Annotated in this window: 16 protein-coding genes; 3 read left to right on the top strand and 13 right to left on the bottom strand. The window is 61.6% G+C overall.

Annotated features, from left to right (window positions below; genetic code table 11):
• Positions 1-6: 6 nt before the first annotated feature.
• The 8 genes from nth to LA321_RS19005 all read right to left on the bottom strand — a co-directional run bounded on the left by nth (position 7) and on the right by LA321_RS19005 (position 7,841).
• Positions 7-648 (bottom strand): endonuclease III, encoded by a 642-nt coding sequence (gene nth, locus LA321_RS19040; protein ID WP_042069893.1) that lies wholly within the window; start codon positions 646-648, stop codon positions 7-9.
• Between the two features lie 14 nt (positions 649-662).
• A complete protein-coding gene (locus tag LA321_RS19035; protein WP_042028701.1) occupies positions 663-1,415 on the bottom strand; it encodes an electron transport complex subunit E in 753 nt (250 codons plus the stop codon).
• 26 nt (positions 1,416-1,441) lie between these two features.
• Positions 1,442-2,074 (bottom strand): electron transport complex subunit RsxG, encoded by a 633-nt coding sequence (gene rsxG / locus LA321_RS19030; protein WP_042069892.1) that lies wholly within the window; start codon positions 2,072-2,074, stop codon positions 1,442-1,444.
• Positions 2,075-2,114: 40 nt separating this feature from the next.
• On the bottom strand, positions 2,115-3,167 hold the full coding sequence (gene rsxD / locus LA321_RS19025; RefSeq protein WP_042069891.1) for an electron transport complex subunit RsxD: 1,053 nt from the start codon (positions 3,165-3,167) through the stop codon (positions 2,115-2,117).
• 29 nt (positions 3,168-3,196) lie between these two features.
• Positions 3,197-5,866, bottom strand: a complete 2,670-nt coding sequence (gene rsxC / locus LA321_RS19020; protein ID WP_042069890.1) for an electron transport complex subunit RsxC — start codon at positions 5,864-5,866, stop codon at positions 3,197-3,199.
• Between the two features lie 2 nt (positions 5,867-5,868).
• On the bottom strand, positions 5,869-6,435 hold the full coding sequence (rsxB, locus tag LA321_RS19015) for an electron transport complex subunit RsxB (RefSeq protein WP_026458166.1): 567 nt from the start codon (positions 6,433-6,435) through the stop codon (positions 5,869-5,871).
• 2 nt (positions 6,436-6,437) lie between these two features.
• Entirely contained in the window at positions 6,438-7,019 is a 582-nt protein-coding gene (gene rsxA, locus LA321_RS19010) for an electron transport complex subunit RsxA (RefSeq protein ID WP_042028612.1), read from the bottom strand.
• Positions 7,020-7,202: 183 nt separating this feature from the next.
• Positions 7,203-7,841: an HNH endonuclease gene (locus LA321_RS19005; RefSeq protein WP_042069889.1), complete on the bottom strand. Its 639-nt coding sequence runs from the start codon at positions 7,839-7,841 to the stop codon at positions 7,203-7,205.
• Between the two features lie 275 nt (positions 7,842-8,116).
• Here LA321_RS19005 and LA321_RS19000 point away from each other — a divergent pair, with 275 nt between their 5' ends.
• Together LA321_RS19000 and LA321_RS18995 are read left to right on the top strand one after the other, a co-directional pair.
• Positions 8,117-8,584, top strand: coding sequence for a hypothetical protein (locus LA321_RS19000; RefSeq protein WP_042069888.1), 468 nt, complete (start codon positions 8,117-8,119; stop codon positions 8,582-8,584).
• Positions 8,585-8,735: 151 nt separating this feature from the next.
• On the top strand, positions 8,736-9,107 hold the full coding sequence (locus LA321_RS18995; RefSeq protein ID WP_042069886.1) for a VOC family protein: 372 nt from the start codon (positions 8,736-8,738) through the stop codon (positions 9,105-9,107).
• 126 nt (positions 9,108-9,233) lie between these two features.
• Here LA321_RS18995 and gdhA read toward each other — a convergent pair whose 3' ends face one another.
• Complete coding sequence (gene gdhA, locus LA321_RS18990; protein ID WP_042069885.1) at positions 9,234-10,580, bottom strand: NADP-specific glutamate dehydrogenase; 1,347 nt, start codon at positions 10,578-10,580, stop codon at positions 9,234-9,236.
• Positions 10,581-11,146: 566 nt separating this feature from the next.
• Between gdhA and rluF the strand changes: the two genes are divergently transcribed.
• Positions 11,147-12,175, top strand: coding sequence for a 23S rRNA pseudouridine(2604) synthase RluF (gene rluF, locus LA321_RS18985; protein ID WP_042069883.1), 1,029 nt, complete (start codon positions 11,147-11,149; stop codon positions 12,173-12,175).
• A gap of 91 nt (positions 12,176-12,266) precedes the next feature.
• Here the strand turns inward: rluF and rsmS are convergent, their stop codons facing one another.
• From rsmS to LA321_RS18965, 4 genes are all read right to left on the bottom strand, one after another.
• Positions 12,267-12,422 (bottom strand): pleiotropic regulatory protein RsmS, encoded by a 156-nt coding sequence (rsmS, locus tag LA321_RS18980; protein WP_082037565.1) that lies wholly within the window; start codon positions 12,420-12,422, stop codon positions 12,267-12,269.
• Between the two features lie 61 nt (positions 12,423-12,483).
• Complete coding sequence (locus LA321_RS18975) at positions 12,484-12,954, bottom strand: acyl-CoA thioesterase (protein WP_042069882.1); 471 nt, start codon at positions 12,952-12,954, stop codon at positions 12,484-12,486.
• A 20-nt stretch (positions 12,955-12,974) separates the two neighbouring features.
• Positions 12,975-13,274, bottom strand: coding sequence for a hypothetical protein (locus LA321_RS18970; RefSeq protein ID WP_042069880.1), 300 nt, complete (start codon positions 13,272-13,274; stop codon positions 12,975-12,977).
• Positions 13,271-14,122, bottom strand: a complete 852-nt coding sequence (locus LA321_RS18965) for a DMT family transporter (RefSeq protein ID WP_042069877.1) — start codon at positions 14,120-14,122, stop codon at positions 13,271-13,273. The genes LA321_RS18970 and LA321_RS18965 overlap by 4 nt, the downstream gene beginning before the upstream one ends.
• Between the last annotated feature and the right edge of the window lie 24 nt (positions 14,123-14,146).

Genomic DNA, 14,146 nt, shown 5'->3' with positions numbered 1-14,146 from the left:
CCGGGCTCAGCTCTCCGGGTAGACCTTTTCTTTGTACTCGCACAAGTCTTCGATGATACAGGAGCCGCAGCGCGGTTTGCGAGCCAGACAGGTGTAGCGCCCGTGCAGGATCAGCCAATGGTGCACGTCCAGCTTGAACTCGGCAGGGACCACCTTGAGCAGCTTCTCCTCCACCTGATCCACGTTCTTGCCCACCGCAAAACCGGTGCGGTTCGACACGCGAAAGATATGGGTGTCGACGGCGATGGTGGGCCAGCCAAAGGCAGTATTGAGCACCACGTTGGCAGTCTTGCGACCCACCCCTGGCAGGGCCTCCAGCGCCTCGCGATTTTCCGGCACCTCGCCGCCGTGGCGATCGAGCAGTATGGTGCAGGCCTTGATGACGTTCTCGGCCTTGGTGTTAAAGAGGCCTATGGTCTTGATGTACTCCTTCACCCCGTCCACCCCGAGGGCCAGCATGGCCGCCGGGGTATTGGCCACGGCGTAGAGCTTGTCGGTCGCCTTGTTGACGCTCACATCGGTCGCCTGGGCCGAGAGCAGCACGGCGATCAGGAGCTCAAACGGCGAGTTGAAGTTGAGCTCGGTCGTGGGGTGGGGATTGTGCTCCCGCAGCCGCTCCAGGATCTGGCGGCGTTTCTGGTTGTTCATGGCTCCCTCTTGTCTCAGAGCTGGGTTGCCCGCGCTCTGGCGGGGGGCACGCTGCAGTGGGCTATGGTGGCCGACTGCTTTTCGTGGCGCCAGTCGTTGATGGCATTCTTGGCGGCGATAAGCAGCCCCAGACCGATGAAGCCGCCCGGTGGCAAAATGGCCAGCAGCAGGCTCGCATCGGCGTGGAACAGCTCGATGCGCAGGGATTTGGCCCAGTCGCCGAGCAGCAGCTCGGCACCGTCAAACAGGGTGCCCATGCCGATGATCTCGCGCATCGCCCCCAGCAGCAGCAGCACCAGGGTAAAGCCCAGCCCCATCATGAAGCCGTCGATGACGGCCAGCAACGGCGGGTTCTTGGAGGCATAGGCTTCGGCCCGGCCTATGATGACGCAGTTGGTGACGATGAGCGCGATGAAGATGCCGAGCGCCTGATAGAGCCCATAGGTGTAGGCGTTCATCAGCAGCTGCACGCTGGTCACCAGGGAGGCGATGATCATCACGTAGACCGGGATGCGGATATCTTTCGGCACCCAGTTGCGCACCAGGGAGACGGCGAGGTTTGAGCCGATCAATACCGCCATGGTGGCCAGGCCCAGCCCCAGGGCGTTGGTAAAGGTGGAGGAGACGGCGAGGGTCGGGCACAAGCCCAGCACCTGCACCAGAGAGGGGTTGTTCTTCCACAGCCCCTGTACCATCAGCTCCTTGAATTCGCGTTTGCGGTTGTCCGGCTCGGCTGTCGGGACCGTGCCCGTTTCAATCTGTTCCATCTGTGTCATGACGGGATCGACTCCGGTTATTGGGCCGCCGGACAGGCCGGGGCGTTGCTTAGCCATTCGGGATGCTTTTGCTGCAGTGTCAGCAGGTTCTTCACCGCCTTGACCACGGCGCGCGGCGTGATAGTGGCGCCGGTGAAGGCATCGAACTCGCCGCCATCCTTGGTCACCGCCCAGCTGGCCTCGTTGTCCGCACTCAGGAACTTGCCGGCAAAGCTGTTGATCCAGCCCGATTTTTTCAGCTCAATCTTGTCGCCAAGGCCTGGGGTCTCCTTGTGCTCGAGCACCCGCACCGCGCTGATCGTGCCTTTGGCATCGATGCCGACAATCAGGCGGATGGCTCCACTGTAACCGTCCGGCGCTATGGTCTCCAGTGCATAGCCGGTGGCGATGCCCCCCTTGGTGGCGGTATAGAGGGCCTGGGGTTGATCGCTGCCCAGGTATTTGCGGCTGGTCACCAGCTTGCAGCTGGCCACCAGATCGTTGTCATAACTTCCCTCAGGCAGCAGGGCCGAGAGGGTTTGCAACTTTTCCCGCTGCTGCTGCTGGGCCACTTTCTCTTTGGTCAATTCGTGGGTCAGCACCACCAGTGCGGTGCAGCCCAGCGCGAACAGGGCCAGGATCAGGCCGTTTTTTCCCATGCTCTTTAACATGACAGGGCTCCGGCGGCGGTGACAAGAGGACGAAGAGAGATCATTTGCGACGGGCTCCATACACTTTCGGGCGAGTCAGGCTGTCGATCAGCGGGACACAGAGGTTGGCCAGCAGCACGGCAAAGGCAAAGGCATCCGGGTAGCCGCCAAAGCGACGAATAATATAGACCAGCACGCCGATCAGCACCCCGTAAGCCAGGCGGCCACGGGGCGTGGTGCTGGCCGTCACCGGGTCGGTTGCGATAAAGAAGGCCCCCAGCATGGTGGCGCCGCTGAACAGATGGAAGATGGGGGTGCCGGTGGCATCCGGGCTCAGCAGATAGCCGAGGGTGGCAGAGACCAGCAGGGCGCCGAGCACAGCCACCGTAATGCGCCAGTTGATCACCTTCTGTTGCAGCAGGAACAGGCCCCCCAGCAGGTAGCCCAGGTTTACCCAGCTCCAGCCGATGCCGCCCCAGCCTTCAAACAGCGGGCCGCTCAGAATTTCGCTGGTGGTCAGCCCCTGGGTCAGGCCCGTCTTCAGGGTATCGAGCGGGGTGGCCATGGTGAGGCCATCCACCCCTTGTTTGAGCTGGGCCATGCTGTAGCCGTCGAGGCTAAAACCGGTGAAGATCACCGACAGGGCGTCGCCAAGACCCAGGTCATAGGCCCGCACGCTCTCTGGCGGCAACCAGCTGGTCATCTGCACCGGGAAGGAGACCAGCAGCAGCACATAGGCCACCATGGCCGGGTTGAACAGGTTCTGGCCAAGGCCACCATAGAGGTGCTTGGCGATGATGACGGCAAACGCCGTGCCCACCACCAGCATCCACCAGGGCAGCAGTGGCGGCAGGGAGAGGCCGATCAGCACGGCGGTCAGCGCCGCGCTGCCATCCAGCAGGGTGGGCTTGATGGCCCGGCCACGCAGCTTGAGCACCAGCGCCTCACAGCCCAGCGCGGTCACCAGCGCCAGCAGGATCTGGATAAGGGTGCCCCAGCCGAAGAACCAGGTCTGGGCCAGAAAACCCGGCACGCAGGCGAGGATCACCAGCAGCATCAGGGTTCGGGTCTGTTTGCGGTTATGGGCAAACGGCGCAGTCGCGATATTGAACATGGAGAAGTCGGTTACCTCTGTTGTAACGATCAGTGTGGCGATGAGCCTTCGCTCGGCGACGTTTCAGTGGCACTGGCACCGGTATTGGCCGCTGCTTGTGCCGCCAGCGTCTTGGCCTTGGCCCGGGCCACGGCGGCGGCAATGGCCGCCTTCTTGGGGTCGACCTCTGTGCTGGCCGGCTCGGCTGGGGCCTCGCTTGCTTCAGGGGCCGGCGTCGCCTCTACCTGATTGCCTTCGCCGTTTTGGGCCAGCTTCTTGGCTTTGGCACGAGCGATGGCGGCGGCAATGGCCGCCTTCTTGGGGTCGACCTCGGTGCCTGCCGGCTCGGCCGGGGTCTCGCTTGCTTCAGGGGCTGGTGCTGCCTCTAGCTTATTGCCTTCGCCGCTTTGAGCCAGCTTCTTGGCCTTGGCACGAGCGATGGCGGCGGCAATGGCTGCCTTCTTGGGGTCGACCTCGGGGCTTGCCGGTTCGGCTGGGGCCTCGTTTGCTTCAGCGATTGGTGCAGCCTCTACCTGAACACCTTCCCCGTTTTGGGCCAGCTTTTTGGCCTTGGCACGAGCGATGGCGGCGGCAATAGCGGCTTTCTTGGGGTCGACCTCGGGGCTGGCCGGTTCGACCGGGGCCTCGCTTGCTTCAGGGGCCGGCGTTGCTTCTACCTGATTGCCTTCGCCGCTTTGGGCCAGCTTCTTGGCCTTGGCGCGAGCGATGGCCGCGGCAATGGCTGCCTTTTTGGGATCGGCCTTGGGGCTTGCCGGTTCAGCCTGAGCCGCTTTGCTGTCAGCGGTTGGCTCGGTGGCATCAGCCTCATCGCCAGCCTGGGTTTTCTTGGCCTTGGCACGAGCAATGGCTACCGCGATGGCGGCATTTTTCGGATCGCTATCGGCCTTGGTGCTCACAGGCGCATCTGATGTAACGGTCTGTGCTGCCTCGGCATCACCGCTCTGGGCGGCTTTCCTGGCCTTGGCCCGCGCCAGTGCAGCGGCGATAGCCGCTTTTTTCGGGTCCGCCTCGGCAGAGGTTGTGGTGTCACTCGGCATGGTCGCAGCAGCTTCGGCCGCCTTGGCGGCGCGGCGCGCTTCTGCCTCCCGTTTGCGAGCCTCGCGGGCGGCGATCATTGCGCTGTTGTCGGGCAAGCCTTGTGCGGTGGCGGCAACGGCCGTGACAGGGGCCTCCTGCTTGGCCTTGATGCGGGCAAGGGCCGCAGCCACCGGGTCTTCCCCCCCGGCGGCCGTCATGGCCTGACGGCGCTGGGCGGCGGCTTCGGCGTGGCGAGCCTCGCGGGCCGCTTTTTCCCGCTCGAAACGGGCCTGCTTGGCCTCGAAGCGTTGCTTGGCACGCTCGGCTTTCTCGGCTTCGGCACGCGCCTCGCGAATATCGTCCTTGGCAATCTTGTAGTACTGCACCAGCGGGATTTCGCTCGGGCAGACCCAGGCGCAGGCACCGCATTCGATGCAGTCGAACAGGTTGAGCTGCTCGGCCTTGTCGTATTCCCTGGCCCGGCTGTACCAGTAGAGCTCCTGGGGCAGCAGGGTGGCCGGACAGGCATCGGCACAGGCGCTGCAACGGATGCAGGCCTGTTCCGGACCGGGGAAGGGCAGTTCGGCACGGGTCGGTGCCAGCAGGCAGTTGGTCGCTTTGACCACGGGCACCATGGCGTGGGGCAGGGTAAAGCCCATCATGGGCCCCCCCATGATGACCCGCTGATCCGCCTCGGGTTGCAGCTCGAAGCGTTGCAGCAACCAGCGCACCGGCGTGCCCAGGCGTACCCAGGCGTTGCCGGGTTGTTTGAAGCTGTCGCCGGTGAGGGTGACGATCCGCTCGATCAGCGGCTCGCCGTCGATGATGGCGCGCTTGATGGCAAACACGGTGGCGACGTTGAGCACCATGATGCCGATATCGACCGCCCGACCCCCTTTGGGTACCTGACGGCCGGTGAGCAGCTCAATGGTCTGCTTGGCACCGCCCGAGGGGTACTTGGTGGGCACCGTCTTGACCAGCACGTCCTCGTCGGTGGCGTGGCGGGTCAGCTGGTCGATGGCTTCCGGCTTGTTGTCTTCCACCCCGATCAGGGTGAGCTTGGGTTTGAGCAGGTGCTTGAGTACCCGGATGCCATCCATGATTTCGTCGGCGTATTGCTGCATCAGCCGATCGTCGGTGGTGATGTAGGGCTCGCACTCCAGCCCGTTGACGATCAGGATCTCGGTGAGCTGGCCGCGACCGTCAAGCTTGCTGTGGGTGGGGAAGACGGCGCCCCCGAGGCCCGCGATGCCCGCTTGCTGGATGCGCTCGAGCAGCTCGCCCCGCTCCAGATTCCAGTAGTCGGGTTTGCCATTGCGCTCACCCCAGGCATCCTCGCCATCCGGGGTGAGGGTGATGCAGAGATCGTCGAGGCCGGAGGGGTGGGCAACCGTGTGGTTGCCAATCTCGGTGATGGTGCCCGAGGTGGGGGCATGGACCGGCACGATCCGCCCCTTGGCGTAACGGGTCAGGGGCTGGCCCTTCTTGACCCGATCGCCTACATGCACTAGCAGATCGCCGGCCAGGCCTGCGTGCTGGCGTACCGGAATGATGAGTTGCGGTGGCAGACCTGCGTCTACCACCGGGGTCTGGCTCGATTGACGTTTGTTGTCGGCCGGATGAATACCGCCGTGAAAATCCCACAAGGTGCCGGCTTTGATACGTTCGAGTAAGGACTGCATGGTTACTCCACTACCTTGACCGGGATGATGACGTTGTTGAGATCCCACTTCCAGTTATCGACCGTGGTCGGCACCGGGATCATCTCGATGCAATCGGTGGGGCAGGGGTCGACACAGAGATCGCAGCCGGTACATTCGCTGGCGATCACGGTGTGCATCGCCTTGGTGGCGCCGACGATGGCGTCCACCGGGCAGGCCTGGATGCACTTGGTGCAACCGATGCACTGATCTTCGTGGATAAAGGCGACCTTCTTGACTGGCACGGCGGCCTCGTCACCCCCGCCGAGCGGCTGGGGTTCGACCCCCATCAGATCGGCAATCTTGCGCATGGTGGCGTCACCACCGGGCACGCACTTGTTGATGGCGTCGCCACCTGCAACCGCCTCGGCGTAGGGCTTGCAGCCCGGGTAGCCGCACTGGCCGCACTGGGTCTGGGGAAGCAGGGCGTCGAGCTGATCGACGACGGGATCCTCCTCCACATGAAACTTGACGGCGGCAAAGCCCAGGATAATCCCGAACGCCAGCGCCAGCAGGGTGAGCACCAGAATGGCAAAGAGAATATGGATCATGGTTATATCTTGATTAGGCCGGTAAAGCCCATAAAGGCCAGCGACATCAGGCCGGCAGTGATCATGGCAATCGAAACCCCGCGAAAGGGGGCGGGCACATCGGCGGCCACCAGTCGCTCGCGCATGGCGGCAAACAGGATCAGCACCAGCGAGAAGCCAAGCGCCGCGCCAAAGCCGTAAATCACGCTCTGGATAAAATTGTGACGCTCATTGATGCTCAGCAGCGCCACCCCGAGTACGGCGCAGTTGGTGGTGATGAGGGGCAGGAAGATCCCCAGCAGGCGATAGAGGGTGGGGCTGCTCTTGCGCACCACCATCTCGGTAAATTGCACCACCACGGCGATCACCAGGATAAAGGCGAGGGTGCGCAGGTAGACGATATCCAGCGGCAGCAGGATATAGTGCTCCACCAGATAGGAGCTGGCACTGGCGAGGGTCATCACGAAGGTGGTGGCCAACCCCATGCCGATGGCGGTTTCCAGCTTGCCGGAGACCCCCATGAAGGGGCACAGGCCGAGGAATTTCACCAGCACGAAGTTGTTAACCAGCACGGTGCCGATCAATAAAAGCAGGTACTCAGTCATCGAATGTCGGGTTATCCGGTTTGAAGGCGGGCGGTATTATCTGATTTTAGGGCACGTTAAACAACCGCAAGGGGGCAGGGTTATTATGCAACCGGATAATTTGCCCGCGGTTTTGCTCAAGATGGCGGCAAGTTTGGCGCCATGGCATGGTGGCGTGATGGTGCTGAGTGATGTGGTGAGCGGTTACTCTTTCACGAGGCGAGGGAGGCGGCGATATAACTCATTGAGTACCGTCAGCTTATTACGACCATGATGGAGCTCGCGATGGCAGTTGGGGCAGAGTGCCACCGTATTGCTCACCGTATCTGACCCGCCATCAGCCAGCCCTTTGAGGTGATGCACCTCCAAAAAAGGCTCTCCCGCTGCTGTTAAAAAGGGGGCCAGCTCACCACAGGATTCACATCGCTGGGCTGCGTTGGTCAGCACCCACTCCCGCACCGATTGACTGCGCTCGTGACGGCTTGCCGTGCGGTAGTGTGCTTGGGGGGCTTGCACCCCTTGAGGAACGTTAGTCTCGGGGGCCAATGGCGCAGTCAGAGGAGCGAGATCGCGAATAAGCCCCTCAAGGATAGCCATGGTGCGCGAGCCCACATGCTTCGCCGGTTTTAATCCTGGCACCCAGCCTAGTCCCATCTGCTCAAAGACATAGGAGATATTTTGCATGCGAAATTCAAAGGACTTGTCGGTCCGGCCAAATTGCTCGGCCAGTTCGCGATAATAGCGTTTTTTCACAAATCGCTCGCCCCGCTGGGCCTTGCCATGCATCTCCAGATAGGCCGCGACCGCCGCGCGTAACTCTTCGGTGGTCCAGTTATCGCGCAAGGTGAACTCCTAGAGATATTGAGGCAGTGAGAGGGCAGTGGATGGCGTTTAACACAGAAAGCAGGCGCCATCTGGGTTTGCAGCCGTTGCCTGGCATGTTAATCCAAATGACGCCTTTTTTTAAGCGGTTATTTTTTAGTAACGTCGGTACACTGGGTCGATTTCTATAAACAAATCAGCAGGCTAGTTTTTCGTATCCCCTTATTGGCAAAGAGCGGGCATCTGAATAGGCATGCCGCAATACCGTGATATGGCACAACCACAAGGAGGTGGTGATGGATCCGGTTTCCTATCTTTTCTCGGCCTATCTCAACCTGGTGCAGCAGCAGGTGTCGGATATCTATGGCACCGAGCTTAAGACGCTGGTGGTGCAGTATGAGGGGGAGCAGGTGCCCTACTCGTTTCAGCTGTGGCGGATCCAACCACAGAGTGTTTGCCGACCTTACGAGCAGGATGTTCGGCGTTTTAGTCAGTGTACGGTCAAGGCATCGGCGTTGTTTCACCGGCTCTGCGACGATCTGAATCGCCAAGACGACAGCAGTTTGCAACAGCCTAAATTTCGCGCCATGTATTGCCAGGCGGCGGTCAGCTACCGCCCCATGATCGCCGAGATAGGGGAGGCCAGACAGAACCCGGCCCAATTGGCAGAGCGGGCCTGTAATCAGGCCATTCTGGCGGCCATGGATAGCGAGGATGAAGCCCTGCAGGCCCAGCGTGACAAGGAGTGTGCCAAGGTGCAGTGAGGCTGGCTACCGATATTCTCAAAAAGAGGCTGTTTGCTACACGTTTGAGCCGTTTTGCTCGCTGTCCACATAAGGTGGGTAGGATAAGCATGGAGTGGTAGGTGTCTCCATCACCTTATTACCATGACGGCGACGTTTACAGGGAGGATGCATGATTAGCCATATCGACCATCTGGTACTGACAGTCAGCGATATCGAACGCTCGGTGGCATTTTACAGCACAGTGCTCAATATGGAGGCAGTTACCTTTGGCGAGGGGCGCCGCGCCCTGCGCTTTGGCAACCAGAAGATCAATTTGCAACTCCTTGGGCAGGAGCCGCGCAACCGGGCGCAGGTAGGCTCGGGGGATCTCTGCCTCATTACCCGCTGGCCTCTGGATCAGGTGCTGGCCCAGCTTGCGAGCCTAGATGTCGAGGTCGTGGAGGGGCCAGTGATAAAGAGCGGTGCCTGCGGGCCCATCGAGTCGGTTTATCTCCTCGACCCGGATCGGAACCTTATCGAGATCAGCCGCTACCCTGACTGATGGTGCGCAGGCACTGGTACGGGTGATAACGCCATGTTGAAACACAACGGCAGCCATGGGCTGCCGTTGTTATTGGCGGGAGAGGGCGCTCGTTCAGGCCACCCCATCGAGATGGGATGGGCGGAGTTAGCAGACCCCCTGCGCCAGCATGGCATCGGCCACCTTGACGAAACCGGCGATATTGGCGCCGCTTTCATAGTTCACATGACCCTCCTCATCCTGGCCGTAACGTACGCAGGTGGCGTGGATGCTGGTCATGATCCCCTTGAGGCGGGCATCCACCTCTTCCCGGCTCCAGCCAAGGCGTTGGGCATTCTGGCTCATCTCAAGGCCCGAGGTGGCCACCCCGCCGGCGTTAGCCGCCTTGCCCGGGGCAAACAGCACCTTGGCCTCGTGAAATAGCGCGATAGCCTCGGCGCTGCTCGGCATATTGGCGCCCTCGGCGACCAGTTGCACCCCATGGGCGATAAGCTCGCGGGCATCTTCCTCCAGCAGTTCGTTTTGGGTGGCGCAGGGCAGGGCGACCTGGGTGGCGATATGCCAGGGGGTGCGGCCACTGTAATACTCGAGCCCCAGTTCATAGGCGTAATCGGCGATGCGCTTGCGCTGCTCGTTCTTGAGTTCCATCAACCGGGCCAGCTTCTCAGGGGTGAAGCCGTCGGGATCGTACACGGTACCACCGGAGTCGGAGGCGGTGATGACACGGGCTCCCAGCTCCATCGCCTTCTCGATGGCGTACTGGGCCACGTTGCCCGAGCCCGACACCGACACCGTCATGCCCGCCAGCGACTGGCCGCGATGGGCCAGCATAGCCTGGGCGAAATAGAGCAGGCCATAGCCGGTGGCCTCAGGGCGGATGAGGCTGCCGCCAAAGGAGAGCCCCTTGCCGGTAAAGACGCACTCGGCGCTGTTGGTGAGCTTCTTCATCATGCCGGTCATGTAGCTCACCTCGCGCCCACCGACGCCGATATCACCGGCCGGCACGTCGGTGTTGGCCCCCAGATGGCGATGGAGCTCCAGCATCAGCGCCTGGCAAAAACGCATCACCTCTCCTTCGCTCTTGCCCTTGGGGTCGAAATCGCTGCCTCCCTTGCCACCGCCCATGGGCAGAGTGGTGAGGGCATTCTTGAAGGTCTGCTCGAAGGCGAGGAACTTGAGCACAGAGAGATCCACCGAGGGGTGAAAACGCATCCCCCCCTTGAAGGGGCCGATGGCGGAGCTGTGCTGGACGCGGTAGCCACGGTTTACCTGTACCTGGCCCTGATCGTCCACCCAGCTGATGCGAAACTGGATCAGCCGCTCCGGCTCTACCAGTCGCTCCAGCAGGCCATGTTGCAGATAGCGGGGATGGCGCTCGACATAGGGCCAGATGGAGGCAAGCACCTCGCTGACCGCCTGAATAAACTCCGGCTGGTGGGGATTGCGGCTGGCGACCTGCGCCAGGAAGTCCGCCCGGGATAGGGAATGACTCATCTGTAACTCCTGTAGTGAAGGGTGAAATTGGCCTCTTGCCAGAGAAAAGCACATGCCCTGCATCCAAATTTTTGAGGTTATAAGTCGCTTGGACGCAGACACAGATCCGACTTAATGACGGGCTTGCCGCCGATTATTGTGCCAATCGTCGAAAACTACCGAGAGTCAGGGCGATGGGCACAAGATAATTCGTGTTGAGGAAAATCTTTTTATGCATTTTTGATTAATAAATAGCAAGAAATTATTAGCTCCGTATGGCGCAGAAACGGAGCCTGTGCATAACAACCAAATAACGATGAACAGGTGTAACGGGAGGGAGAGGCGTGACCCCTGGCGCATTTTGGCCGGCAGAGGGGCGCCGCGAGCAAGTATCCGGCGTGTTAAAGCTGGCAATATGCTACTGTGTCGCCATTTTTGACGGATAAGCTGGCCTTTGCCCTTTTTAAGATGGAAAACTATGCAAAAACTTGATGCGGTGACGCGGTTGATGCCGCTGACCGAGCCCTCGCTGGCAAACAATACCAGAGTTCAACGAGGCGAGGCTTCTGCCCGCAGGCAGGTGACCCATGCTGGCCGATGAATCCATGCGCCTGAACAAGTACATCAGCGAGAGCGGCATCTGTTCGCGCCGCGAGGCCGACCGCTTTATCGAGCAGGGCCACGTCTTCATCAACGGCAAGCGGGCCGGGGTGGGGGATCAGGTGTTTGCCGGGGATCTGGTCAAGGTCAACGGTCAGGTGATCGAACCGCGCGAGGCTGACAGCCTGGTGTTTATCGCGCTGAACAAGCCGGTGGGCATTGTCAGCACCACGGAGGCGGGTGAGAAGGACAACATCGTCGACTTCGTCAACCACAGCACCCGCATCTTTCCCATCGGCCGGCTCGACAAGGACTCCCAGGGCCTTATTTTTCTCACCAACCACGGCGATCTGGTCAACAAGATCCTGCGGGCAGGCAACGATCACGAGAAAGAGTATCTGGTGACCGTCGACAAGCCGGTGACCGACGACTTTATCAAAGGGATGGCTGCCGGGGTGCCGATCCTCGGCACCGTCACCAAGAAGTGCAAGGTGAAAAAAGAGGCGCCGTTCGTGTTTCGCATCACGCTGGTGCAGGGGCTGAACCGCCAGATCCGCCGCATGTGCGAGCACTTTGGCTTCGAGGTAACCAAGCTTGAGCGCATTCGCATCATGAACGTCAGCCTCAAGGGGTTGCCGGTGGGCGAGTGGCGCGATCTTGACGGTGACGAGCTCATTGAGCTGTTCAAGCTGATTGAGGACTCCTCCTCCGAGGTGAAACCGGCCAAGGGCAAGCAGGGCTCGGCCCCGCAGGGCAACAAGGGGGCTGGCAACCTGGGGCAAGGAGGCAAACCTGGACAGGGCAAAAAACCGCGCCGGGATGATGACCACGAAATTGGTGGACGCCCCAATGTGCCGGGCCCGGAAGCATTCGAGAAGAAAACCCCGGTCGGCAAGGGCGGTAAAGGTGGCGCAGCAAAAGGCGGTGCTGGCAAAGGAGCCCCGAACAAGGGAGGCAAACCCGCCGCGGGCAAGCCGCGCACCGGTCAGGGTGGGCGGCAGAAGAAGGGGCGCTAGGGCGCCTTGTCTGATCGCGCTGTTGCCATCGACTCACTCGCATATACACCGGCCATCAGGCCGGTGTATTGCTTTGGGAAAGAGGCTGGAGTCAGTGATCCCGTCCCTCTTCCAGCTTACGCTGGTAATCCTGCTGGACGATGGCGAGCGCCGCGAGAGCAAGGGCCGGATCGATCCGGTTGGTTTCCAGCAGTTCGATAAGATCCACCGCGAGCTGGACCTCGGGGGGGGCATTTTCCAGTGACATGGGGGGCTCCGGTAAGGGAAAAGCGCCATTATACACGGGGCGCCGTCCCGACTGACTGGGGTTAGAGGTGCTGGCGCATCTCCTTGTCTATCTCCTCGCGCAGGGCCATCAATTTTTTGGCGTAGAGCTGCAACTGCAGATCGGCGGCCGAGACCGGTTGCCACTGGGGTACCTGGGTCGGTTTGCCCTGCTCGTCCATGGCAACGAAGATGATGATGCAGTGGGTGGTCTTGTGACGCTGGGCCTCAGTGGGGTGGCGGCTGTAGACATCTACCGCCAGGTGCATGCTGGTGGTGCCAGTGTGGATCACCTGGGCGTGTACCTCCACCAGCTGGCCTATCTGGATAGGGCGCAAAAAGCGGATCCCCCCCACATAGACGGTGACCGCATAGCCGCTGCACCAGCCGGCGGCGCAGGCATAGCCCGCCTGATCGATCCATTTCATCACCATGCCGCCATGCACCTTGCCGCCGAAATTCACATCGGCAGGTTCGGCCAGAAATTGCAGGGTCAACTCGCGGGGTGGGCTCATGTACTCTCCTTGATCCGGGTTCATTGCCGGTAACTCTTGCGGTAGATTTCTGCCTGCTGGCAGGGGGGCAGGTCGCCAAGGGCAGGGCGTTTGTTGCCCTCCCGCTGGCCGAAGCTGGCGAACTCCTGCTGGCACTTGGCGGCCTTGCCGCCCGCCTTGATGCAGGCGTCGATCCGCTGTTGCTTGCCCTGTTCGACCAGCTGTTGCTGGGCCTGCTGGCAGGCGGCATCCAGCTTGGCCTGTTTGGCATCCCTGTCCTCCACTGCGGCCAGCAGGGGGAGCGAGAGGGCACAACCGAGCAGCAGTACGAGCATCTTCATGATGATTTTTCTCCTGAAGGGGGGCGTCCGGCAATCACCAGGGCAATCCCCCCCAAGATGCCCAGGGTCGACAATACCAAGCGCAGTGACCAGGACTCATCCAACCAGATGAGCCCGGCCAGGGCGGCGAGCAGGGGCACCAGCAGCTGGACGCTGGCGGCCAGGGTGCGGCCAAGATGAGGCAGCACCAGATACCAGAGTGCATAACCCAGGCCGGAGGCCAGCGCTCCCGAGGCCAGGGCATAACCGATGGCGGCGGGGCTGGTCTGCAACTGCCCGAGCAACAGATAGAGCAGGGCGGCCGGCAGACTTGCGCGCAGAAAATGGCCGGCATTGGCGGCGACGGGATCGGCAAAGCGCGAGGCCCGCAGGGTATAACCGGCCCAGGCGATGCCGGCCACTATCATCAGGGTTGCCCCCAGCGGATCCGGCGCGCTGAGGCCGGGTAGCAACAAGACCACCAGACCCGCCATGGCGAGCAGCAGACCGAGCCACTGGCGCCGGGGCAGGGCCTCTCCACGCAGCAGGGGGGGAGCCAGCATGCTGATCTGCACGGCGGCAAATAGCAGCAGGGCGCCGGTGCCCGTGGTCAGGGTGAGGTAGGAAAATGAAAACGCCGCGCCATAAATGACAAGAGCCAGGGCACCGCCCCAATCCCCCTGGCGGGGGGATTTTTTGCGCGCGCCGCACAGCAGCACCAGTACCAGGGCGCCGCTGGTCAGGCGCAACAGGGTGAAGAGGGCGGGATCCATCCGCTCTTCAAACAGGGCCAGCCGACAGAGCACCGAGTTGGCGGCGAACGCCATCAGGGTCAGCAGAGTCAGTAACAGCAGGCGGGGCAGTGGCATCCATTCACCTTGAGTTCAGTGGGG

The organism is Aeromonas enteropelogenes (genome assembly GCF_020097295.1).
Taxonomy (GTDB): domain Bacteria; phylum Pseudomonadota; class Gammaproteobacteria; order Enterobacterales; family Aeromonadaceae; genus Aeromonas; species Aeromonas enteropelogenes.
Note: the sequence above shows the minus strand (reverse complement) of the source record. Positions and strands in the feature narration are given on the sequence as shown.

Bases quoted from the DNA above. Each gene is read 5' to 3' on its own strand.
- LA321_RS18970 (WP_042069880.1), bottom strand. From the start codon at position 13,274: ATGAAGATGCTCGTACTGCTGCTCGGTTGTGCCCTCTCGCTCCCCCTG.
- rluF (WP_042069883.1), top strand. From the start codon at position 11,147: ATGCTGGCCGATGAATCCATGCGCCTGAACAAGTACATCAGCGAGAGC.
- rsxG (WP_042069892.1), bottom strand. From the start codon at position 2,074: ATGTTAAAGAGCATGGGAAAAAACGGCCTGATCCTGGCCCTGTTCGCG.
- gdhA (WP_042069885.1), bottom strand. From the start codon at position 10,580: ATGAGTCATTCCCTATCCCGGGCGGACTTCCTGGCGCAGGTCGCCAGC.
- rsxC (WP_042069890.1), bottom strand. From the start codon at position 5,866: ATGCAGTCCTTACTCGAACGTATCAAAGCCGGCACCTTGTGGGATTTT.
- nth (WP_042069893.1), bottom strand. From the start codon at position 648: ATGAACAACCAGAAACGCCGCCAGATCCTGGAGCGGCTGCGGGAGCAC.
- rsmS (WP_082037565.1), bottom strand. From the start codon at position 12,422: ATGTCACTGGAAAATGCCCCCCCCGAGGTCCAGCTCGCGGTGGATCTT.
- rsxA (WP_042028612.1), bottom strand. From the start codon at position 7,019: ATGACTGAGTACCTGCTTTTATTGATCGGCACCGTGCTGGTTAACAAC.
- LA321_RS19035 (WP_042028701.1), bottom strand. From the start codon at position 1,415: ATGGAACAGATTGAAACGGGCACGGTCCCGACAGCCGAGCCGGACAAC.
- LA321_RS18995 (WP_042069886.1), top strand. From the start codon at position 8,736: ATGATTAGCCATATCGACCATCTGGTACTGACAGTCAGCGATATCGAA.
- LA321_RS18975 (WP_042069882.1), bottom strand. From the start codon at position 12,954: ATGAGCCCACCCCGCGAGTTGACCCTGCAATTTCTGGCCGAACCTGCC.
- LA321_RS19000 (WP_042069888.1), top strand. From the start codon at position 8,117: ATGGATCCGGTTTCCTATCTTTTCTCGGCCTATCTCAACCTGGTGCAG.
- LA321_RS18965 (WP_042069877.1), bottom strand. From the start codon at position 14,122: ATGCCACTGCCCCGCCTGCTGTTACTGACTCTGCTGACCCTGATGGCG.
- rsxD (WP_042069891.1), bottom strand. From the start codon at position 3,167: ATGTTCAATATCGCGACTGCGCCGTTTGCCCATAACCGCAAACAGACC.
- rsxB (WP_026458166.1), bottom strand. From the start codon at position 6,435: ATGATCCATATTCTCTTTGCCATTCTGGTGCTCACCCTGCTGGCGCTG.